Source organism: Arthrobacter sp. FB24 (genome assembly GCF_000196235.1).
Classification (GTDB): domain Bacteria; phylum Actinomycetota; class Actinomycetes; order Actinomycetales; family Micrococcaceae; genus Arthrobacter.
The window spans coordinates 525,617-548,152 of record NC_008541.1 but is presented as its reverse complement, the minus strand read 5'-3'; the positions used below and the strand labels follow the sequence as shown (position 1 = coordinate 548,152).

Annotated in this window: 19 protein-coding genes; 6 read left to right on the top strand and 13 right to left on the bottom strand. The window is 65.6% G+C overall.

Translation table 11 applies throughout. The features are described from left to right. Window positions 1-117: 117 nt before the first annotated feature. On the bottom strand, window positions 118-900 hold the full coding sequence (locus ARTH_RS02615) for a GAF and ANTAR domain-containing protein (protein WP_011690381.1): 783 nt from the start codon (window positions 898-900) through the stop codon (window positions 118-120). Between the two features lie 123 nt (window positions 901-1,023). After that, entirely contained in the window at window positions 1,024-1,608 is a 585-nt protein-coding gene (gene pyrE / locus ARTH_RS02610; RefSeq protein ID WP_011690380.1) for an orotate phosphoribosyltransferase, read from the bottom strand. 148 nt (window positions 1,609-1,756) lie between these two features. Here pyrE and acsA point away from each other — a divergent pair, with 148 nt between their 5' ends. The 5 genes from acsA to ARTH_RS02585 are packed head-to-tail and all read left to right on the top strand — an operon-like array spanning window position 1,757 to window position 7,235. Beyond that, window positions 1,757-3,580 (top strand): acetate--CoA ligase, encoded by a 1,824-nt coding sequence (acsA, locus tag ARTH_RS02605; RefSeq protein WP_011690379.1) that lies wholly within the window; start codon window positions 1,757-1,759, stop codon window positions 3,578-3,580. Then, window positions 3,577-4,578, top strand: coding sequence for a pyruvate dehydrogenase (acetyl-transferring) E1 component subunit alpha (gene pdhA / locus ARTH_RS02600; RefSeq protein WP_011690378.1), 1,002 nt, complete (start codon window positions 3,577-3,579; stop codon window positions 4,576-4,578). The genes acsA and pdhA overlap by 4 nt, the downstream gene beginning before the upstream one ends. After that, window positions 4,575-5,555 (top strand): alpha-ketoacid dehydrogenase subunit beta, encoded by a 981-nt coding sequence (locus tag ARTH_RS02595; protein WP_011690377.1) that lies wholly within the window; start codon window positions 4,575-4,577, stop codon window positions 5,553-5,555. Before pdhA ends, ARTH_RS02595 begins: the two co-directional genes overlap by 4 nt. Further along, window positions 5,548-6,996 (top strand): 2-oxo acid dehydrogenase subunit E2, encoded by a 1,449-nt coding sequence (locus tag ARTH_RS02590; protein ID WP_043429314.1) that lies wholly within the window; start codon window positions 5,548-5,550, stop codon window positions 6,994-6,996. Before ARTH_RS02595 ends, ARTH_RS02590 begins: the two co-directional genes overlap by 8 nt. Next, window positions 6,993-7,235, top strand: coding sequence for an acyl carrier protein (locus ARTH_RS02585; protein ID WP_011690375.1), 243 nt, complete (start codon window positions 6,993-6,995; stop codon window positions 7,233-7,235). The genes ARTH_RS02590 and ARTH_RS02585 overlap by 4 nt, the downstream gene beginning before the upstream one ends. Here ARTH_RS02585 and ARTH_RS02580 read toward each other — a convergent pair. The 11 genes from ARTH_RS02580 to ARTH_RS02530 all read right to left on the bottom strand — a co-directional run bounded on the left by ARTH_RS02580 (window position 7,214) and on the right by ARTH_RS02530 (window position 21,220). Continuing rightward, entirely contained in the window at window positions 7,214-8,476 is a 1,263-nt protein-coding gene (locus tag ARTH_RS02580) for an FAD-dependent oxidoreductase (protein ID WP_011690374.1), read from the bottom strand. The two genes, ARTH_RS02585 and ARTH_RS02580, sit on opposite strands and share 22 nt — an antisense overlap. A gap of 80 nt (window positions 8,477-8,556) precedes the next feature. Further along, on the bottom strand, window positions 8,557-10,917 hold the full coding sequence (locus ARTH_RS02575; protein WP_052309631.1) for a gluconokinase, GntK/IdnK-type: 2,361 nt from the start codon (window positions 10,915-10,917) through the stop codon (window positions 8,557-8,559). Further along, window positions 10,907-12,136, bottom strand: a complete 1,230-nt coding sequence (manD, locus tag ARTH_RS02570) for a D-mannonate dehydratase ManD (RefSeq protein ID WP_011690372.1) — start codon at window positions 12,134-12,136, stop codon at window positions 10,907-10,909. Before manD ends, ARTH_RS02575 begins: the two co-directional genes overlap by 11 nt. A gap of 5 nt (window positions 12,137-12,141) precedes the next feature. Further along, window positions 12,142-13,590 carry a mannitol dehydrogenase family protein gene (locus ARTH_RS02565; protein ID WP_011690371.1) on the bottom strand — a complete coding sequence of 483 codons (1,449 nt, stop codon included), beginning with the start codon at window positions 13,588-13,590 and terminating at the stop codon, window positions 12,142-12,144. Continuing rightward, window positions 13,587-14,990: a glucuronate isomerase gene (uxaC, locus tag ARTH_RS02560; protein ID WP_011690370.1), complete on the bottom strand. Its 1,404-nt coding sequence runs from the start codon at window positions 14,988-14,990 to the stop codon at window positions 13,587-13,589. Before uxaC ends, ARTH_RS02565 begins: the two co-directional genes overlap by 4 nt. A 4-nt stretch (window positions 14,991-14,994) precedes the next feature. Then, on the bottom strand, window positions 14,995-15,900 hold the full coding sequence (locus ARTH_RS02555; protein WP_011690369.1) for a sugar phosphate isomerase/epimerase family protein: 906 nt from the start codon (window positions 15,898-15,900) through the stop codon (window positions 14,995-14,997). 4 nt (window positions 15,901-15,904) lie between these two features. Further along, on the bottom strand, window positions 15,905-17,071 hold the full coding sequence (locus ARTH_RS02550) for a Gfo/Idh/MocA family protein (RefSeq protein WP_011690368.1): 1,167 nt from the start codon (window positions 17,069-17,071) through the stop codon (window positions 15,905-15,907). After that, the gene (locus tag ARTH_RS02545; RefSeq protein WP_011690367.1) at window positions 17,068-17,916 is read right to left on the bottom strand and encodes a sugar phosphate isomerase/epimerase family protein; all 849 of its coding nucleotides are present in this window, start codon (window positions 17,914-17,916) and stop codon (window positions 17,068-17,070) included. Before ARTH_RS02545 ends, ARTH_RS02550 begins: the two co-directional genes overlap by 4 nt. A 2-nt stretch (window positions 17,917-17,918) precedes the next feature. Continuing rightward, on the bottom strand, window positions 17,919-18,842 hold the full coding sequence (locus ARTH_RS02540; RefSeq protein WP_011690366.1) for a carbohydrate ABC transporter permease: 924 nt from the start codon (window positions 18,840-18,842) through the stop codon (window positions 17,919-17,921). Further along, on the bottom strand, window positions 18,839-19,852 hold the full coding sequence (locus ARTH_RS02535; protein ID WP_011690365.1) for a carbohydrate ABC transporter permease: 1,014 nt from the start codon (window positions 19,850-19,852) through the stop codon (window positions 18,839-18,841). Before ARTH_RS02535 ends, ARTH_RS02540 begins: the two co-directional genes overlap by 4 nt. Window positions 19,853-19,858: 6 nt before the next feature. Then, entirely contained in the window at window positions 19,859-21,220 is a 1,362-nt protein-coding gene (locus ARTH_RS02530; protein ID WP_011690364.1) for an ABC transporter substrate-binding protein, read from the bottom strand. 213 nt (window positions 21,221-21,433) lie between these two features. Between ARTH_RS02530 and ARTH_RS02525 the strand changes: the two genes are divergently transcribed. After that, entirely contained in the window at window positions 21,434-22,498 is a 1,065-nt protein-coding gene (locus tag ARTH_RS02525) for a LacI family DNA-binding transcriptional regulator (RefSeq protein ID WP_011690363.1), read from the top strand. The last annotated feature ends 38 nt before the right edge of the window (window positions 22,499-22,536 follow it).

Sequence of the window (22,536 nt, the reverse complement as noted above, 5' to 3'; positions counted from 1 at the left end):
TCAACCCTGGACAGCGTATCCTCCGCCGGGCGGCACCACAAGCCCGAACTTCAGGGCAGGGACGCTGCCCGTGCGACTGTTCGGCCCTGTTTCCAGGCCCTGCTTGGCAGTGCCCTTCTACCCGGCCTGGCTTCGGCCCTGTCCGCGGTCCTGGCCCTGGCCGGGCTCCTCGAAGTGGGTCCGCGTGCCCGCCCCGCCTACGGAATCCACCAGCGACTTGGCGATGTCCCGCAGCTTGACGTTGCTGTTGCTGGACGCATCAGTCAGGATCTGCACCGCCGCCTCCTGGCTGCAGCGGTTCTGCGCCATGACAATGCCTATGGCGATGTCGATGGTGGTCCTTGATTCCAGCGTGGCACGGAGGTTCGTGGCACTGTCCGTGTGCAGCGAGAACCTGACGGCCAGCCGGAGGGCCTGCGAGATTTCCCGGGTGTACTCCCGGGCTCGCGCCGCCGCCCTTTCATCAAACTTCCGCGGAACATCCGAGTAGAGGTTCAGGGCAGCCTTCGCATCGCCCTGCAGGGTGAAGGGCAGCGACAGCACCGACCGCAGCCCGTGGGAGGCGACGGCGTTGGCGTAGTCGGGACCCCACCGGTCCTCTTCGAAGAGATCCGGGACGTGAACCTCGCGTTCCTCCTGCGCTGCAGTCAGGCAGGGTCCCTGCGAAAGCCTGTACTGGATCTCGTCCACCTCGCGCGCCGAATCGCTGCTCCAGCCGATGGTGGCAGCCTTGCGGTCCCGGAGCAATGTGATGCCGCAGAGTGCGTCATCGCCGTCGCCCGCCATCTGGTGCGCGGAAAAGCGCGCCAATTCGTTGAGGAAGTCCTCGAAATCGGCACTCTCCAGAATGAGGTTCTGGATCTGGTCCACGGTGGTGGGTACTGGGTTGGACGGGAGCATGGCGCGTTCTCTCCAGGTGCGTGACTTGTAATTGAGCTACACAAATTGTAGGGTCACGCCTTGCGGCCATCCAAGCCGAATTAGCTTCCGGCTGAATCGTGCCGATACGCTGCCGCCATACTCCTAGCTCAGGCCGAGTTCATCCTTACCGAAGGCGAACAGGTAGGGAACACCGGTCTCGGCCTCGATCTTTTCCTTCGCACCGGTGTCGCGGTCCACGATCACGGCGACAGCCACAACGTTGCCGCCGGCCTTGCGGACACCCTCGACGGCGGTCAGCGCGGAGCCGCCGGTGGTGGACGTGTCCTCAAGCACCAGGACTTTGCGGCCCTCCACCGAGGGCCCTTCCACTTGTCGGCCCATGCCGTAGGATTTCTGCGCCTTGCGGACAACGAACGCGTCGACGCTGCGCCCGGCGTCCCCGGCGGCGTGCATCACGGCGGTGCCCACGGGATCGGCTCCCATGGTGAGCCCGCCGGCGCACTCAAAGTCGATGCCGGCCTCGTCGATTAGCGAGAGCATGACCTGGCCTACCAGCTTGGACGCCTCGTGGTGCAGCGTGATGCGGCGGAGATCAATGTAGTAGTCGGCCTCGGCTCCGCTGGACAGGATCACCTTGCCGCGGACCACGGCGAGTTCTTTGATGAGTTCAAGCAGGCGGGCACGGGCGGCGGCAGCATCTGCTGCAGGGGCGCTGGAGGCAGTCATGGGGTCCAGTTTAGTGGCTCCGCGGTTTGTGACGGCCCGTACCCGCGGTGCCGGGGGGCGGGCTCCGGAACGGGGCTAGGACCGCAGGGTAAAGCCCACGGGACTTTCTACTCTATGCAGCTTTCCCGGCGAGGAGTCCGATTGAATCATGACGGCCGGAACCGCTCCATCGACCCGCTGGCCCGCAATCCCCAAGGACATCAGCGGCCTCGCCGTCCGCCCGAATATGGTGGACTACGATGCCAGCCGCGCCGCATTCTCCTGGGATGAGGCGCGGCACGCGCTGGCCGGACTGCCCGACGGCGGCGTCAACATTGCGTACGAGGCGGTGGACCGCCACGCCGCGGGAGAACGGGCAGGCCACGAAGCGCTGCGTTTCATCCGCTCCGACGGTACCGCCCGGTCCCTGAGCTACGCAGAGCTGGCGGAACAGACTGGACGGTTTGCCGGCGTCCTGCACCGGCTGGGTATCGGCCGCGGCGAACGGGTCTTTTCGCTTATGGGCCGCAGCCCGGAGCTGTATGTCGCCGTGTTGGGAACGCTCAAGAATGCCAGCGTGTTCTGCCCCCTGTTTTCCGCCTTCGGCCCGGAGCCCGTCCGTCAGCGGCTCCATCTGGGATCCGGCCGCGCCCTGGTCACCACACGGGCGCTGTACCGGCGGAAGGTTGCCCAGATACGTGACGAACTGCCGGAGCTGGAATTCGTGCTGCTCATTGACGCCGAGGGCCGGCCGGACCCCGGAACCCTGGATCTGGCCGAACTGATGCGGGACGCGCAGCCGCGCGAAACCGTCCCGACCCGCGCCGAAGAAATGGCCCTGCTGCACTTCACCAGCGGCACCACCGGCACCCCCAAAGGCGCCATTCATGTGCACGACGCCGTCACGGCGCACCACGCCACTGGCTTCTTCGCGCTGGACCTGCACGCGGACGACGTCTACTGGTGCACGGCCGATCCCGGCTGGGTCACCGGCACCTCCTACGGCGTGATCGCTCCCCTCACCCACGGCGTGACCACCATTGTGGACGAAGAGGAGATGGACGCGGAAAGGTGGTACCGGATCCTCGCGGAGCAGCACGTCACCGTCTGGTACACCGCACCCACCGCACTGCGCATGCTGATGAAGGCCGGTGCCGGGCACGCAGCAGGGCACGATCTGTCCGCCCTGCGTTTTGTGGCCAGCGTGGGCGAGCCGCTCAACCCCGAAGTGGTGGTGTGGGGCCAGGAAGCCTTCGGCCAGCCTGTCCATGACAACTGGTGGCAGACCGAAACCGGCGGCATCATGATTTCGAACTACCCCGCCATGGAGATCCGGCCCGGTTCCATGGGGCGGCCCCTTCCCGGCGTTGAGGCCGCGATTGTGGCCCGGGACCCGGACGGCAAAGCGGTGATCCTGAACGGCGAGGCCGTCCTCGTGACCGAACCGGAGGGGGTTGGCGAACTGGCCCTCCGTCCGGGCTGGCCTTCGATGTTCCGCGGCTACCTCCACGAAGACGAGCGGTACCTGCGATGCTTTGCCGGCGGCTGGTACCTCACCGGAGACCTCGCCAGGATGGACGCCGACGGGTACTTCTGGTTCGTCGGCCGGGGCGACGACGTCATCAAGTCCTCGGGCCACCTGATCGGCCCGTTCGAGGTGGAGAGCTCGCTGATGGAGCACGAAGCGGTGGCCGAGGCAGGGGTGATCGGCGTGCCGGATCCCGTTGCCGGCGAAGTGGTCAAGGCCTTCGTGGAACTCCGCACCGGGTGGCAGCCCTCGGAGTCACTCAAGCTGGACATCATCGGCTTCGCCCGCAAACGGCTGGGTCCCGCGGTGGCTCCCCGGCTGCTGGACTTCACCGACGCCCTGCCGAAGACCCGGAGCGGCAAGATCCTCCGGCGGCTCCTGAAGGCCCGCGAACTCGGCCTCCCGGAGGGTGACACCTCAACCATCGAGTCACCTCCCGGTCGCTACCCCGGAGCGCCCGTATGACCGGCACCTCAGCGCGCGGCACGGGAAACGCGGACTCCGACCATGCCCGCCACCTGCTCCGCCAGATGCTGCGGGTGCGGCGGCTCGAGGAGCAGTGCGTGGAGCTATACAGCGCCGCCAAGATCCGCGGATTCCTGCACGTTTATATCGGCGAGGAAGCGGTGGCCGCAGGTGTGATGAGCACCCTGGCGCCGGACGACGCCGTGGTGGCAACGTACCGGGAACACGGCCACGCGTTGCTGCGCGGCGTGCCCGCAGGAGCCATCCTGGCCGAAATGTACGGCCACGTGGAAGGCTGCTGCCGCGGCCGCGGCGGCTCGATGCACCTGTTCGACGCCGGCACCCGCTTCTACGGCGGCAACGCCATCGTGGCGGGCGGACTGCCGCTGGCCGTGGGTCTGGCCCTCGCCGACAAAATGTCCGGACGCTCCCGGGTGACCGTCTGCTTCTTCGGCGAAGGCGCCGTGGCCGAGGGCGCATTCCACGAGAGCCTGAACCTCGCCGCGCTCTGGCAGCTGCCCGTACTGTTCTGCTGCGAAAACAACCTGTACGCCATGGGCACCGCGCTTGCCCGTTCCGAATCGCAGACCGATATTGCCCTCAAAGCCGCCGGCTACGAGATCGCCTCATGGTCCGCGGACGGGATGGATGTGATCGCCGTCGAGGAGGCGGCCCGGCGCGCCGTGGACGCTGTCCGGGCGGGCGGCGGACCGCACTTCCTTGAGCTGCGAACCTACCGTTTCAGGGCGCACTCCATGTTCGATCCCGAACGGTACCGCGACAAGGCGGAGGTCTCCCGCTGGATGGAGCGCGATCCCATCGACACGCTGCGGACCGCTTTGGAAGCTGCCGGACAGTTGTCGGCAAAGGACTGGAAATCCATTCAGCAGGACGTTGACACCGAAGTGGATGCCGCGGTGGAGTTCGCCGAGGCCGGCACCCCGGAGCCGCTGGAAGACCTGACCCGGTTCGTCTACAGCGAGCGGAGCCCGGAATGAAGACCACCTACCGCGAGGCCATGCGCGCAGCCATCCGGGATGCCATCCAGCGCGATGAACGGGTATTCCTCATGGGTGAGGATGTTGGTGCGTACGGCGGGTGTTTCGCCGTGAGCCTTGGCTTGTTCGAGGAATTCGGTCCTGAACGGATCCGGGACACCCCATTGTCCGAAGCCGGCTTCGTGGGCGCAGGCATCGGGGCGGCACTGGGCGGGATGCGTCCCATTGTGGAGATCATGACCGTCAATTTCAGCCTGCTGGCGCTGGACCAGCTGGTGAACAATGCCGCCACGCTGCTGCACATGTCCGGCGGGCAGTTCAACGTGCCGCTGGTCATCCGGATGACCACCGGCGCCGGCCGGCAACTGGGTGCCCAGCACTCGCACAGCCTGGAAGGGTGGCTGGCGCACATTCCGGGCCTACGTATCCTGACCCCCGCAACCCTGGAGGACGCCCGCGGGATGCTGTGGACCGCACTCCAGGACCCGGATCCGGTGTTGATCTTCGAGCACGGCACCCTGTACAACGTGGCCGGGGACCTCGCCGACGACGCCGGCCCTGTGGATATCAGCACAGCTGCCGTCCGCCGGCCCGGTGCGGACATTTCACTCATCACTTATGGCGGCACATTGCCGGCGGTGCTTGACGCCGCCACCCAACTGGCAGGTGAAGGCATCGACGCCGAGGTGCTGGATTTGCGGGTACTGCGCCCGCTCGACGACGCCGCCGTCCTGGGGAGCGTGGCCAAGACCCACCGCGCCGTGGTGGTGGATGAAGGCTGGCGGAGCGGCAGCATCTCGGCCGAACTGAGTGCGCGGATCACCGAAAATGCCTTCTTCGACCTGGACGCGCCCGTGGGCCGCGTCTGCAGCGCGGAAGTGCCGCTGCCCTATGCCAAACATTTGGAACTGGCGGCGCTGCCTACGACGGAACGCATCGTCGCTGCTGCCCGGGAGGCGGTAGGGGCGCGTGGGTGATTTCAAGATGCCCTCCCTTGGTGCGGACATGGAGCACGGCAAGATGGTGGAGTGGCTCATCAAGCCGGGCGACTACGTGCACCGCGGCGATGTGGTGGCCGTTGTGGACACGGACAAGACGGTGATGGACGTGGAGTCCTTCGAAGAGGGCGTGGTGGCAGAACTGCTGGTGGATGTGGGCACCACCGTTCCCATCGGCACTCCGCTGGCCCGGATCACCCGGACACCCGACGACGGCGCTGGCCAGGCAGGAGGGCGGCCTGCGGGTCCGCACGCGAAGCCGGCTTCAGGAGCGGCAGAGACAGCAGTCGCGGCAGCTGCCGCGGAGCCGGCAGGCGCTGCCGCTGCCGCTGCCGCGGTGCAAGTTCCTCCCCCGGTCCGGCACCTCGCGCACCAGCTTGGGGTGGATACGGCAGGGATACGCGGAACGGGAAGGCACGGCGCCGTCACCCGCGCCGATGTGGAGCACGCCGCAGCGGCCCGGCCCGGTCCGGCGGCCCCGGCAGCTCCGGCAGCCACCCCTGCGCCGATGCCCCACGGAGCCCGGGTGCGGTCCTCGCCGCGGGCCCGGCGGCTCGCGGACCAGCTTGGCGTCGACATCGGGGGTGTGCCAGGCACGGGGCCCGACGGCGCCGTCACCGAAGCTGATGTCCAGCGTGCCGTAAGCGGGCACACTGCGGCGGCTCCGGCAGAAGAGGCCCTACCGGAAGAAGCCACCGTTCCCGGGGCGGAGGCGCTGCCCCCGAAGGAGGCGCCGCCGTCGGAAGCGCAGGACCGCTTGTCCAGCCTGCGGCGCGCCATCGGCTCGCTCATGACCCGGTCCAAGAAGTCCATCCCGCACTACTACGTCAGCACCACGCTGGACCTGCGCGCCGCCATCGCGTGGATGCAGCAGGTCAACGAACAGCGGCCGGTGGCCTCGCGGCTTGTTCCCTCGGCGCTGCTGTTGAAGGCAACGGCCCTGGCTGCCAAGGAGGTTCCGGAAGTCAACGGCTTCTTCACCGACGGGGTGTTCCGGCCGAGCAGCTCCGTGCACCTCGGCGTTGCGGTGGCCCTGCGGCACGGCGGACTGGTGGCGCCCGCCATCCACGACGCCGACACCCTGGCCGTGGATGTGCTGATGCAGCAGCTGCGGGACTTGGTCAGCCGGGCTCGGGCCGGGCGGCTGCAGCGCGCGGAAATGGCCGATCCCACCCTCACGGTGACGAATCTGGGCGACCTCGGCGTGGAGGCCGTTTACGGCGTCATCTATCCGCCGCAGGTGGCCATGGTGGGCCTGGGCAAGCTGGTGGAGCAGCCCTGGGCGCACGACGGGATGCTCGGTGTGCGGCCCGCTGTGACCGCCACCCTGTCCGCCGACCACCGGGTCAGCGACGGGCTCCGGGGCGGCCGCTTCCTGGCCCGCATCGACGAACTGCTGCAAAAACCGGAGGAGCTATGAACGAGCAGGACGCACGGCAGGCGGTGCAGACGGCCATCAGCCAGGTTGCGCCGGACGTTGATTTTGACGGCCTCGACGAGGGCTCCCGGCTGCGGCAGGACCTTGAACTTGATTCGCTGGATTTCCTCAGGCTGGTGGAATCCATCAACGAGGCTACCGGCGTGGACATTCCCGAACGTGACTACACGGCAGTGGCCACCGTCAAAGGCATGATCGATTACCTCGCCGCCCGCGGCTGAGCGCGGCGGGCAAAAGCGGGCGCATGCTCCGGCCTGGGTCCGAAGGCGATGAGGCGCGGCAAAAGCCGACGCACCACCGGGGCGTGCCGGACAAAAAACAGCAGGACCGGCGGAGCACCCGTCCTTCGTCCGGCGAACAGGGGAACGAACACCGCCCGGTGCATGACACGCTGGACGGTCTGGATAATGACGGTGGGCATCCGGCGCCGCCGTTCCACCCCGGCGAGGTCCTTGACCGACACGTTGCCCCTGATCAGGGCCGGTGCCAGCAGTGCAGCTGCCGCCACGGCGTCCTGGATGGCCAGGTTGATGCCCACCCCGCCCGCAGGGGACATGGCATGGGCGGCGTCGCCGATGCACAGCATCCCGTCCACATACCAGCGCCGCAGCCGATCCAGCCGGACGTCCAGCCAGTGAAGGTCATCGAGCGAACGGATGGAGTCCACCCGGTCGGCCAGGTCCGGGCGCAATGAGGCAACCCGCTCCCTGAACCGCTCCACGCCCTCGGAGCGGATCCGCGCATCCGCTCCCTTGGGGCCGAGGTAGCCCATCTGGTAGTAGTCGTCGCGGAACAGCGCGATCATGGCTTCGCGGTCCCGGAACGCCGGGACGATGCCTGCCACTGCGCCTTTCTCCGAAGCATGGCGCGGGAGCTTGAACCACCAGGTGTCGAAGGGAACCGGATAGTCCTTCGGCTGCAGGCCGGCGGCCCGGCGCAGGACCGAATGGCGTCCGTCGGTGGCCACCACAAGGTCCGCGTGCAGCGCCCCTTCAGTACCCTGGCCCTTGGAACCTCCGCGCGTCCGGTAACGGACGCCGGTGACGCGGCCGCCGTCGAACATTAACGAAGTCGCTTCATGCTCCATCAGGAGCGTGAAGGTGGGTTCGCTCGCGGCCTCGGTGGCCAGGAAGTTCAGGAAGTCCCACTGCGGCATCATCGCAATGTAGTTGTACGGGGGCTTCAGGGTCGCGAAATCGCCCAGCGTGACCAGTCCGACGCCCGGGATGGGAAAGGCGACGTTGTTCAGTTTGCTCTGCGGGAGCCTGCGGAATCCGTCGCCCAGCCCGAGCTCGTCGATCAGCCTGATGGTGGAGGCGTGCACGGTGTCGCCCCGGAAGTCCCGGAGGAAGTCCCCGTGTTTTTCGAGGACCGTGACTTCCACCCCGGCCCGGGCCAGCAGCAGTCCCAGCATCATGCCCGCGGGCCCTCCCCCGACAACAGCGCACCCCGTTCGCTCCATGCACCCACGCTACGCCGGACGCACGAAAGCCGCACGCGAAAATGCTGCGCGTACGGCTTTCGCTTGTTGCCGAAGCCGGGTCAAAGCCGGGTGTCGAAGGAATCGCAGAACACGTTCTCGTTGAACGTTCCCTGGAATTCCGAGCTCCCCATGATCTTCTCGATGGTTGCCCGGATGGCTTCCCGGGTTCCTGTGTGGGCGTGGATGGCGGTCTTCACCATCGGCACGTCAATGAGGTGGTTGGGCTGGTTGAGCGAGACGAATACGGTGGGGACCTCGGTGACGTACCACGGGATCTCCGCGGCCATCGGGGTGGACCACTTGATGCGGATGGCTGCCTCCTGGGCAAAGCCCTTCACATTGGCGAACACGAAGGCGGCATCGTACTTGTCCGCATAATCGCCGGTGGCTTCCTCCGAGATGACCGACATGAAGTTCACGCCGGTCTCCCCTGCGGCCTCCCGCTGGTCCGCCGTCTTGAAAAGGTGCACCTCGAAGCCGGCCGTTTCCAGTTCTTCCTTGACGGTGTCCAGGTAGGCGAGCGGGTCCGCGCGTGTGAAGTCGGCGCTGCCGGAGATGCCGTATAGGCGGATCCGTTTGTGTGTCACCGGAGTGATGGGCAGGTTGTGGGCAGTGTCCTTGACCAGGGTGACGGTCTTGTCCGCAATTTCCGCCGCAATGGCGCGGTGTGCGTCGCTACCGATCACCGCGAGTGCTTCCGCCGGCGGGACAAGCTCGTGCCGTGCCTTCCGGTGGAGGCCCAGTGAAGCCTTGAGTGCCAGTATCCGGCGCAGCGCGTCATGCAGCCGCTGCTCGGTGATCACACCGGACTTGTAGCCGTCCATCATGTAGCCGAAGTCTTCCGCGGGATTGCGGAAGAACAGGAACATGTCGCAGCCGGCGGCAATGGTGGCCGGCACCAGGTCCTTGCGCTTCATGGCCTGGGTGAGTCCGATCATCTGCGAGGCGTCCGTGAGGATCAGCCCGTTGAAGCCGAGCTCCCCGCGCAGCAGGTCCTGGAGCAACTCCGGAGACAGTGTGGCCGGCAGGATGTCCGCGTCCGCCATGCCGGGGCGGAAGTGCCGGGACAATTCGGGTGCCCCGATGTGCCCGATCATGATGGACTGCACGCCGTGGCCGATCATTTCGCGGTACACGTGCCCGTAGCTCCGGTTCCAGTCCTCGTAGCCAAGGGTGTTGTAGGACGTGACCACGTGCTGGTCACGTTCGTCGATGCCGTCGCCGGGGAAGTGCTTCATGGCGCAGGCGGTGGGTGACTCGCTGATGCCGTCGAAATACTCCTGGGCGCGCTCCACCACGATCTCCGGGGTGTTGCCGAAGGACCGGGTGGAGATGACCGTGTTCCGCCAGTTGTAGTGGATGTCCACGATCGGCGCGAAGGCCCAGTTGCAGCCCAGCGCCGCGGTTTCGACGCCGGCAACCTGGCCCATCTGCCGGGCGATGGCCTTGTCCGGGTGCGAGCCGGCCTGCAGGTGCGTGGACACGAACGTGCCGTCGTCGCAGCTGCCGGCTCCTCCCATTTCCGGGTTGGAGGCCACCAGCAGCGGGATCCGGGTCCTGGACTGGGCGTACCGGATGTGCTCCTGCACCGCGGCGGAGGGGCCGGGCCGGTACCGCATGCCGCCCACGTGGTAGTTCTCCAGCACGCTGTCGAGGTACTCCGGGGAGTAGTCGTTGTTGTGGTTGATGAACAGCTGCCCGATCTTTTCCTCGAGGCTCATCCCGGCGATCGTGGAATCCACCCAGGCAACGGCGTCGTCGTCGAGGTTGAACGGCGCAGCCTGGAGGTCGACGTCGAACTGCCGCGGTTGGGTGCGGGCGGCACCTTCGCGGGTGCCTGCTGTCGTGGAACGGGCGACGGCGGTGGTTCCGACGGCGCCAGCGTTCCCGGCGGCAATGCCGGCCAGCGCTTCGGCTACCACCTGGTCTACCGGGGCGGCGATGTCCACCACGATGCCCGCTTCATCGGCGTCGAGCGGTTCCAGCGTGGCGAGCTGCGAATCAAGGAGGGCGGGCGGCATGAAGTGGCCGGTGCGCCCTTCAGTGCGTGCCCGCAGCACTTCTTTGCTGCCGTGCAGGTGCAGGAACACGGTGTCCGGCGCCTGTTCCCGGATGGCGTCGCGGTAGCTGCGCCGCAGGGCAGAGCAGGCGAGCACCAGTCCGCCGTCGCCGGCTTCGGCGAGCTCGGCGCCCACGGTGGCCAGCCAGGGCCAGCGGTCCTCATCGGTCAGCGGCATACCGGCCGCCATCTTGGCCACGTTCTCCACCGGGTGGAGGGAATCGCCGTCGAGGAACGGTACGCCCAGTTCGCGGGCCACGAGGTCGCCGATGGTGGTCTTGCCGCAGCCGGAAACGCCCATGACGATGATCCGGTGCTTGGCCGTGCGGTGCGCTGTCACAGCCCGCGCGTCACCAGTCATGGACGGTGCCGTCCACGAGGCGGTTGTACGGGAGGTAGGCCTGCTGGTACGGGTAGGCGGCTGCGGCTTCGGCGTTGAATTCGACGCCGATGCCGGGCTTGTCTCCCGGGTGCAGGTAACCGTCTACGAAGGTCATGGACTGTTCGAAGACCTCGTTGGTCTTGTCCGAGTGCTGCATGTATTCCTGGATGCCGTAGTTGTGGATGGCCAGGCCCACGTGGAGCTGCGCGGCGAAGCCCACCGGGGAGATGTCGGTGGGGCCGTGGAAGCCGGACTTGATCTGGTACTGCGCGGCGAAGTCCATGACCTTCTTCAGCGGGGAAATGCCACCAAAGTGCGTGGAGGCTGCCCGGACGTAGTCGATCAGCTGTTCCTTGATCAGGGTCTGGAAGTCGTACACGGTGTTGAATACTTCACCGATCGCCAGCGGAGTGGTGGTGTGCTGGCGCACCAGGCGCAGCCCTTCCTGGTTTTCGGCCGGCGTGCAGTCCTCAAGCCAGAACAGGTCATACGGTTCCAGTGCCTTGCCCAGCTTGGCCGCCTGGATCGGGGTCATGCGGTGGTGGCCGTCGTGCAGCAGCGGGATTTCCGGCCCGAATTCGTTGCGGACGGCCTCGAACACGGTGGGCAGGTGGCGCAGGTACGCCCGGGTGTCCCAGTCCTCCTCCAACGGGAAGGTGCCTCGCCCGGCGGGTTCATAGTCGTAACGCTCCCCCGAGGCCTGGGCCTGCGCGGCCACGCCGTAGACCGCCTTGATGCCGGGGACCGCGGTCTGGATCCGGATCGACTTGTAGCCCAGCTCCAGGTGTTCGCGGACCGAATCAAACAGCGAGGGGATATCCGAACCAGAGGCGTGGCCGTAGGCACGCAGGCCGTTCCGGGACGCCCCGCCCAGGAGCTGGTAGACCGGCAGCCCGGCCACCTTACCCTTGATGTCCCAGAGCGCCATGTCCACTGCGGCGATTGCGGCCATGGTGACCGGGCCCCGGCGCCAGTAGGAGGAGCGGTACAGGAACTGCCAGGTGTCCTCGATCCTGTGCGGGTCCTTGCCGATCAGCAGCTGCGCGACGTGTTCCTTCAAGTACGCCGCCACCGCGAGCTCGCGGCCGTTCAGGGTCGCGTCACCGATGCCGGTCACACCGTCCTCGGTGGTGATCCGCAAGGTCACGAAGTTACGGGACGGGCTGGTGACGAATACTTCTGCTGCAATGATTTTCATGAACTTCAGCTGTTCCTTCCGGGAATCAGGTGGGCAAGTGTGGCGGTCTCGGAAGACGTTTGGCCGGTGTCCGTGCTGAAAGTGCCGCTCAGACCTGCCACCAGGGCAACGATCTGCGGGTCCCCGCCCAGCTGCGGGCTGATGAGGTTGAGGAGGGAGGCCACCCGCTCAGGGCCGCGGGCCCCGTTCGCCGTGCCGATGGCATCGGACATTGGGTCCTGAAGCTCCTTGTGTACGGCCACGAAGTCGATCCAGGCGGCCAGCATAAGGGCGCTGCCGGCACCGGAGCGGCCCTCGGATCTCTCGGCGGCGAGGACCGGGAGGGCCCGCATCCGGAGTTTCGTGGTGCCGTCGGCGGCAATCTGCGACAAATGATGCGCGATGCGGCCGTTGCCGAACCTGCCGCGGAGTGCATCCCGGTACTCGGGGATGTGGAGATCGTCGCCGCGAAGATGAGCCGCTGCCTCGTCCCAAAAAGCTTCCACGGCGTCCCGGCACGCCGGATCTTCGAGTGCTTGGGCCACCGTGGTGTGCCCCCGGAGCTGACCGGAATATGCCAGGAGTGAGTGGGCGCCGTTCAGGAGCCACAGCTTGCGGTTCTCGTAGGGTTCAATGTCGTCCACCACGACGGCGCCGGCATCCTCCCAGCGGGGCCTGCCTTTCGGGAAATCACCGCTGATGACCCAGTCCCGGAACGGCTCGGCGACCACAGGCGTGCTGTCCCGGTAGCCGCACGCTTGCTCCACCTCTGCGATGTCCGCGTCGGTGGTCCGCGGCGTGATCCGGTCCACGGATGTGCTGACAAAACTGACATTCTCGCCGATCCAGAGTGCAAGCTCGCTGTCCCAAGCTTCTGCCATTCCCGTGACTGCGCGGCGGGCCACGTCTCCGTTGCCGGATAGGTTATCGCAGCTGACGACGGCGATCGGCCCTGACCCGGCGTCCCTGCGGCCGGCGAGGGCGGAGACCAGCCGGCCCAGCGGCGTCCGGGGCTTCCCGCCGGTACCGGCAACGTGCGCCAGCATGGCGAGATCTTCGGCAATTTCGGGCGCGCCTGCGTGGAAGCTGCCGTCCGGCGCCAGGCCGTATGCGGCCTCGGTGATGGTCAGCGTGACCATGGCGGTGGCCGGGGCGGAGACGAGCTCGCGAAGGCGCCCGAGGTCGGCTCCGTCCACAGCTTCGGTGATGCTTCCGATGACTTCGAAACTGTCCCCGTCGCCGGAACGCTCGATTAGCGTGAACAGGCCATCCTGCGCGGCCAGCGCCCGTGCTGCGTCGGGCCGCCGGCCGGTAAACGCCGCGATCCCCCATTCGGCACCGTCGCCGGCATGTTGCGTGTACCAGGCCTCGTGCGAACGGTGGAATGCTCCGAGGCCCAGATGCACGATCCGCACCGGGGCCTTGGGCAGCGGCATCAGTGCCCGGTTCAGCACGGGCGCTTGGTTGGCGCTCATAGTTTGAACACCCTTCGCGGGGAGGAGTCCACGATGTCCACGATCAGCTCGCGGGCGCGTTCTTCGCTGATCCGGTGCTCGGCTACCAGCCGTGCCAAAAATGAGGACTCGATCCTGCGCGAGGTGTCGTGGCGGGCCGGGATGGAGCAGAATGCGCGGGTGTCGTCGATAAACCCGGAGGACCGGGAGAAGCCGGCCGTTTCCGTGATCGCCGCCCGGAAGCGCAGCATCGCATCCGGCGCGTCCAGGAACCACCACGGGGCGCCTATATACACGGACGGATAAAAACCCGCCAAGGGCGCCAGTTCCCGTGAGAACACGGTCTCGTCCAGGGTGAACAGCACCAGATGGAAGTCCTTGGCCGTGCCGAAGTCCTGCAGCAGGGGCCGGATAGCCTCGGTGTAGTTCACGGCGAACGGGATGTCATGACCCGTATCCGCGCCGAAAGCCTCGAACGTGGGACCGTGATGGTTGCGGTAAGAGCCGGGGTGGATCGTCATGACCAGCCCGTCTTCCACGGACATTCTGGCCATCTGGTACATCATGTGGGCCTCGAATGCCTCGCGGTCCTCCGGGCTGGCTTTGCCCGCCCGGGCGCGCTCAAACAGCCGCTCCGCGTCGGCGGCGTCCAGTTTCAGGGTTGCGGGCGTGCGGACGCCGTGGTCAGCGGACACCGCACCGTTTTCCACGAAGTGGCGCCGTCTTGATTCCAGTGCACCGATGTAGCCCGCATATCCGGACGCACCTGAACCGCCGACGCCGATGAGGCGTTCCACGTTGTCCCGCCATTCCGGATGGGCGATGTTCAGGTAAGGGTCCGGGCGAAAGGTTGGCAGGACGCGGCCGGCGAACGCAGGGTCCGCGGCCAGGGCCGCATGGCTGTCCAGGGAGTCCAGCGGATCGTCCGTGGTGGCCAGCACCTCAATGTTGAACTCTTTGAACAGCTGCCGTGGCCGGAATCCCGGTTCGGAAAGCTTGGCCGAAACAGCGTCGAAAATCCTGTCGGCATTCTCCACGGTCGGTTCCTCGTGCAAACCGAAGACGTGCTCGAATTCCTGCCGGATCCAATAACCGGAGGCCGTGCCCTCAAAGTCAGGCCACGCGGCACAGAAGTTGCGCCAGACCTGGCGCGAGTCCGCGGCGGTTTCGCCGAGGCCCAGCTGGTCCATCGGGACGCCCCCTGCGTGGATCAACCTGGTCACGTAGTGGTCCGGTGTGACCAGCAGGGCGGCGGGATCGGGGAAGGGCAGGTTCTGTTCAATCACCGCAGCATCCACGTGGCCATGCGGGGAGATGATCGGAAGACCCTCCACCAGGTTGTACAGCGAGCGGGCTATGTCCCGGACGCCGGGCTCCGCAGGAAGGAGCCGGTCCGGGTGGGCTGCCATAGAGTGCACCATGGTCTCAGCGTGCCCCTGCCCCTGCGGTAAGCCCGGCGAGAGCCGCCGTGCGCCGCAGGTAGTCAAGGTTCCCGGCAGTACGTTCGGCCAGGGGAAGCTCCGTGGAGAAGTCTTCCACCGTGACCCAGCCGTCGTAGCCATGGGCTGCCAACGCCTTGAAGTATTCAAGGACGCTGCCCTGTCCGGACTGCAGCGGTGCCCATTCGTTCTGGAACACTGCGGCACCGGAGGCATCCCTTTCATCCCTGCGGACCCACACGGCGTTCTTGACGTGGATATGCGCCAGGTAGTCCCCCAGCAGTTCGAAGGCAGGCAGGTAGTCTTCCTGCCCCTCGATCAGCAGGTTGCCCAGGTCATGGATGACTCCCACGTGCCGGGGATCCAGGCCCTCCAGCAGACGCCGGGCCGATGAAGCTGACGCCGTAATGGTGCGGTGGTGCAGTTCAACCAGCGCCTTCACGCCGTGGTGGGCAGCACGTTCCGCTACCCATTCGAAATCCCGGCGGGCCGCCTCAAACAGGACAGGGTAGGGGATGCCGCTCGGCTCTTCGTTCCCCCAACCTGCAGACCCCAGCGGCAGGGTTGTCACGCGGACCTGGCCCGCACCCAACGCGGCGGTGGCCGCCAGCATCCGTTCGACGTCGTCGTGGTTGTCACACCGCGCATAGCCACCGATACCGGAGAACTCCAGGCCTGCGTCGCGGGTGATGGAGGCGATCCGCTGCAGGTTGCCTTCAAGTCCGGTCAGGGGGATCGTGGCTTTGTTGCCGGCCCAGAAACCGGGCTCGGGCGCCTCTGCCTGGTCCGTAATCCGCCATTCGATCCCGTCCCAACCCTGCGCGGCCAGGTTGGTGACGGCTTCCTCCGGAGTCCAGTCAGGCGTGGAGGCCGTGAATACTGAGAATTTCATCGCGTCAGGCGCTTTCTGTCGAAGTGGACCCTGTGCGGACTTCAAGGTCGTTGTACTTGCCCGCCAGGACGTCCTCGAAGAGGACCGCCTGGTTTAGGGTGGCCGACACGTAAACGGCACGCACGGTGGCCAGGGCATTGACTGCATCGCTCACGGTCACGCCAGGCTGGCGGCCCTCGGCGATGGCTCCCAGGATGTCGCGGTACTGGCGGACGTGCCCGGCCGGATACACCGTGGGATCCTTGGCCTCATAGTCCTCGGCCGGGTATTTGGACAGTTCCTCTTGGGCCTGGTTCCCTCCGCCCTGCAGCCCCATGTCGGCCGAAGCGCCGCCGGCGTCCCTGGCGTGGAAATACTGCAACTGGTCGTTGTCCACCACTGCGGAGCCTTCCGAGCCCATCAGTTGGACCCGTACTGTCAGTCCCGGGTACGCGGCCGTGGTGGCATGCAGGACTGCCAGGCCGCCGTTCTCGAACGTGACAGTGGCAACGGCCGTGTCCTCCACCTCGATCCGCTCGTGTGCCAGGCGGGCCGTGTGGGCGTGGATCTCTACCGGCCGGCCCATGAACCACAGCAACAGGTCCACCGTGTGGACACCCTGGTTCATGAGGGCTCCCCCGCCGTCCATTGACCATGTACCGCGCCAGTCGCCGGAATCGTAGTAGCCCTGCCCGCGCCACCACGCAACGGATGCGATGGCCGAGGTCAGCCGGCCAAACCGGCCCTTTGCCACTGCGTCCGCAACAGCCACGCTGGCCTGGTCAAAGCGGTGTTGGCTGATCACCGACGCAACGATGCCCTGCCGTGCTGCTTCGTTGGCCGCCGCCTCGATCTCCTGGGCCCGGCTCAGATCGACATCCAGCGGCTTTTCGATGACCACATGCTTGCCGGCCGCAAGGACTTCGAGGCCCTGCTGGATGTGCAGTCCGCTTGGAGTGGCAAGGGCCACCAGGTCAATGTCGGCCGCTGCGAAGGCGCTCTCAAGGGAGGTGTGCACCGAGGGCCTTGGCCTTCCGCTCGACTCGATGAAGTCCGCCAGCGACTCGGCCGCATCTGGGATGGCGTCAACCAGCGCCACAATGCTGGTCCCGGGGAATTCCTGCAGGGCAACCGCGTGGGTGCGGCCGATGACGCCACACCCGGTAATGGCCACCTTCAATGTCTTACTCATACCGTCTGGACTCCTGCTTCTGCTGTGACTTTGGCAAACGCGCGGGCGGCAATGCCGAACGCCGTAGGGCCGGAAAATCCGCCCAGGCCGTGCGCGCCGGCAAGATGCGGTTCAAGGGAAGCGAAGCCGTTGAAGCCGTCAGCCTTGAGCGCTTCCACGGTACGCAGCACGTCGCCGTCGCCCTCACCTGCGGGAACAACATGCCCGTTTGAAAAGAGCGCGTCCTTGACCTGCAGGTATTCCAGATGCGGGCGCAACTTCTTGTAGGCCTCGTCAAAGGGCTTCACACCTACCTGCACGAAGTTGGCCGCATCCCAGGCCACCTTCAACGCCGGCGAATTCACGGATTCGATGATGTCGAGCACACGGTCCGGAACATCCCCGAAGATGTCCTTCTCGTTCTCGTGCAGGAGGATCACCCCTTCTTCCTCGGCCACGTCGGCCAGCGCACGCATCCGCTCCAGGACAGCATCGCGGATGCTGTCCACCGGCACGGATTCGCCGTAGTAGAAGGAGAAGATGCGGATGTACTTCGCATCGAGGACCTTGGCTGCGTTGGCAGCCCGGCGCAGGCGCTCCACTTCGTGCTCCACCGGAACGCTGACATCGACCTTGCCAATCGGCGAGGCAATCGCAGACACCTTCATTCCCTTTGCCGTCAGCATGTCGGCAAGTCCGTGGAGCTGGTCATCGGACAGGTCCACGATGTTCGTGCCCCAAGCGCTGCGCACCTCGATGTGGTTGGCGCCCAGCGCCTGCAGCACGGCGATCTGGATGGCGGGGTCGTCGTCGATCTCATCCCCGAAGCCCGACAGAGCCCATGAGGCCTGAGTGGTTGAAACCATGGTTACTTAACTCCTCCGGCGGTCAGCCCGCCAACTAGATAACGCTGGAAAATCAGGTACAGAATGACCACGGGTGCCGCGCAGACAAGTGCTGCGGCCATCATCTGGCCGTAGTACGGGATAGCGCCCCCTTCTTGGGAAGCCCCGAAAATCTGCAGTGCAACGGCTGCGGTCTGGCTTTCCGGCCGGGTCATCACGGATGCAAACAGGACGTCGTTCCACCCGAGCAGGAACGCGAAGATTCCCGATACCACGATGCCTGGCCAGCTCAGGGGCAGGATGATCCTGAACAGGACGCCGAGGTTGCTGGCGCCGTCGATCCGGGCCGCTTCCTCGAGTTCACGGGGCAGCCCGCGAAGGTAGGTGACCATGACCCAGGTGGAGAACGGCATGGCGAACGTCAGGTACGTGACGAACAACCCCCACTGCGTCCCGATCACTTGGATGCCGAGGTACGTTGCAGCCGAAGAGAACAGCACAAACACGGGGAGAACCATCAGCGTTCCGGGCACCGATTGCAGGGCAAGGAGCCCACGGAGAATCGTGAGACGGCCCCTGAAGGTGTAGCGGACCAGGACGAATGCCGTTGACACAGACATGGCGGCCGAGACAACCGCCGTAGCGCCGGCCACGAGGACACTGTTCGCCAGCCCCGTCGCCAGGCCCACGCTGGTCCAGATCTTCGAGTAGTTCTCCAGCGTGAAGCTTGACGGCCAGAACTCGCCGTTGGCCACACCGATGTCCGAGTTCACCGAGGCAAGGAAGATGTAAAGCACGGGGATCAGGACAAGGGCACCAAGGAACACCAGGATAAAAGCAAGGAGCGGACGGGGCAGCAGCCGTGTCACTTCATGCTGCCGGGAGGACCCGGGGCGGAGAACAGCGGTGCTGGAGGTGCGGGCCCTGCTGGCGGTGGAGGTGCTCATTTCTTGGCTCCAGGTGACTCGGCGTCGTCGAGCTTGACGGCGCGAAGGTAAACGAACAGCGGGATGGCGATCAGAACCAGGGAGACGAAAGCCATGGCAGCACTCAGTCCGAAGCGGAAGCTTTGGAAGCTGGTGACGTAGGTAAGGATGGGGAGCACTTCGACGTCGGCTGGCGCAGGGACGCCGAACAGCACGAAGGGAAGGGTGAAGTTGTTGATGTGGTGCAGCATGCCGATCAGGAAGGCGAGGGCAAGCGGTCCCTTGAGGTAAGGGAAGATGACGTATCGAAGCTTGTTCCACCACAGGGCTCCGTCCAAGGCTGACGCCTCATGGACCTCGTGGTCCACGGATTGCAGTCCGGACAGCGCAAGCAAGTAGATGAATGGCCAAGAGGCCCAGATCTGGACCAGAACCAGCGTCCAGAAGGTCTGCGGCCCGTTGAGCCAGAGCCCGGTTTCGATGCCCACAGTTCCCAGGGCCTTGTCCACGATGCCGTCCGGCTGGAACATGGTGCGCCAGATCGTCGCAACCACAAAGGACGGGAGTACGTACGGGATCAGGAAGATGGACCGGACCACGGCGCGTCCCCTGAAGGCATTCTGAGTTGCCACGGCAGCCGCGATTCCGAGCGGAAGTGTGACCACCATGGCCAGCAGGGAGTAGCTGACGCTCAGCCAGGTTGCGTGGAGGAGCGGCGACGAAGTGAGCGCTTCGACGAAGTTCTCCACCCCGATGAACGGTGAGCTGATCCAGCGGCGCAGCGTGTACTGGTCCAGGTTGAGGGTGGACATGTAGATGCCCAGCACAAGCGGCACCACGATGATGATGAACATCAGTGCCCCGCCCGGGATGAGCATCCACAGCGGGCGGTTGCGTTCACTCAGGCCCTTGCGGCGGCCCTTGCTCTCGCCGGCAGGCGGCGGACCAGCCACGGAAGAGGCGGCCCGGGAGGCCCGGGTTGCGGCGGAGTCCGCCGCAACCCGGACTTCATTGGAAGCGTCTGTAGACATCAGAACTTATCCCTTGGCGGCCCGGTCAAGGGACGCCTGCCCCTTGGTCTGGGCGTCCTTGATTCGAGCCTCGAGGGCCGACTCGTCGAGCCTGCCGCTGGAAAGGTCCGGAATCGACTGAACAGTGACGTTGAGCAAGCCGAGCTGGATGTCGCCCCAAGCACCTGTAAACGGGGTGGCTTTGGACTTGGCGGCGGCATCCGCGATTGGCTTGAGCTTGGGATCAGTGAGGCTGGCCAACGCCTCGGCGTTTGCGGGCAGGTCGCCGAAGGTCTTTTGGTAGTTCAGCTGTTCCTCTTTCGAGGTGATCAGCTTGATGTAGGCGAAGGCGAGATCCTTCTCCTTCGAGTAGTCCGCCACCACGAGGTTATCCCCGGAGAGGATGCTCGCGGCTTCCGCGCCGTCACTCTTGGGGCTGGATTCACCCGGAGCGGTAGTGGGCATCAGTGCGTATTCGTACTTGCCTGCCACGGCCGACTTGTCCAGCGTTGGGATGGAGCTCGACGTCGTCATCATCAGATAACCGGCTTTTCCGCTGGCGAAGGCAGCAACCGCGTTGCTGTTGCTCCACCCGACGGAGGCAGGGTCCACAACTTTGTCATCGGTCAACCAGCCGAAATAAGTCTCGTAAGCCTTCTTGACGGTGGGATCATCCATCTTGAGGCTGTTTCCGTCCACCAGCGGATTGCCGGCTTGGACGGACATGGCCCAGATGAACTTCCACGGATCGTAGGAGTCTTTGTACCCGGTGGCGATGCCGAACGTGCCGTCCTTGGTCATTTTCTTCGCCTGTTCGGCAAGCTCGTCCCAGCTGGTGGCAGGCTTCTCAATGCCTGCAGCCGCCAACAGCTCCTTGTTGTAAGCCATCACGAAGGGGCGGCTTACGAACGGGATGCCGGCCTGGTGCCCCTCGTCGGGGCCGGAGATGCCCAATGCTGCAGGGTTGAAGCGGTCCTTGCCGCCGACCTTCTTCCAATCGTCGTCGGACAGGGTCACGAAGGCTTTGGTGGCGAAGGCGGTCGGAGTGAACGTGGTGCCGAGCCCATAGATGTCCGGGCCCTGCCCTGAAACCACGGAGGTCTGGATGCGCGTCAGCTCGTCGTTGGCTGAGGCGAAGGTTTCAAACTTCACGTCGGCCCCGGTTTCTGCCTTGAACTTGGCCGCGATGTCGCTCTGCCACTTCTTCTGCTGCTCCGGGTACTGGCTGAGGACGCCGACCAGGACGTTGAGCGTCTTGCCCGTGCCGTCCACCTTTCCGTCGGCGTTTGTTGAACTGCCAGTAGTCCCTGCGCCCGCGCCGCAGCCGGTCAATGCCAAAGCCGCAGCCGTAACGATTGCCGCAAGCCCGGAAGACGATCTAAACCTCATTGTTTTCTCCTCTAGGACACCCACATGGCCACAACGTCATGTGGCGCACATCACTGCAGGCGATTCGAAACTCAGTCTAGGGATAAGGCAATGTTGCGGCAAGCGATTGCCAAAAGTTGCCAAAGGTGTTGAGATGTTACCTATTAGGCACTGCACCCAAGCCCGTAGCGCACACTGCCCGGGGCGATGCGTCAGCCATGAAAGGACTTATCCATGAGCTCTGCGGTGGTGGATGCAGGGGACAACGGGGCCGAGGTCCGCAGGCCGCCCGCCGAAAAAATGCCAACAATCAAGGACGTAGCCGAGCTGGCGGGAGTGGCCACTTCAACGGTTTCGCGCGCACTGTCCAAGCCGGACCGGGTAAACCGGCACACCCGGGAACGGATCGAAGAGGCCGCAGCCCGGCTCAATTACGTGCCCAGCTCGCAGGCTCGGGGACTCAGTTCGGGTCGCACGGACACTGTAGCTGTCCTGGTGCCGGACATTACCAACCCCTTCTATTTCGACATCATCAGGGGGACGCAGCACCAGCTCAAGGCCGCCGGGCTCACCCAGCTCCTGGTGGACACTGAGGAGTCCAGCGAGATGGAGCTTGAGGCACTTCACAAAATGCGGCGGTCAGCGGACGGGTTTATCCTGGCGGCATCGCGCCTGACGGACGCGCAGCTTGCCGACGTTTCCGGTTCGCAGCCGCTGGTTACAATCAATCGCGCCTCAGCGAACGCACCTACCGTGGTGATCGATACGCCGTCCGCCATGATCCAGGCATTGGAGCACCTCGCCTCCCTCGGCCATCACCGGATCTGCTACGTGAGCGGCCCGCCGACGTCGTGGTCCAATTTGCGACGCTGGAAAATCTTCGAGGAGGACTCCGCCCATAGAGGACTCGAAACGCACAGGATCGGCCCCTTCACCCCGAAGACCACATCCGGAGCGGCAGCCGCCGACGCTGCCGTGCGCACCGGGGCAACGGCGTGCATCGTCTTCAATGACCTGCTGGCCATAGGCATGCTGCAGCGATTGCGCGAGAGGGGCATCCGCGTGCCCGAGGACATGAGCATTGTGGGATGCGACGATATTTTCGGCGCTGATTTCTGCAACCCTCCGCTAACAACCATTTCCTCCCCGATCGAACAGGCTGGTCGCGTTGCCGTTTCGATGCTCCTTTCCCAGTTGAATCCGCTCCACGGCGGAACGACCAGGCGCCTAGCAGTGATGCCCACCCACCTCACGGTGCGCGGCTCCACGGGGCCTGCGCCCGAGCCTGGCGTCCGCTAATTTCCGGCCGGCTCGGGACGGACACAGTTGAGCATGGT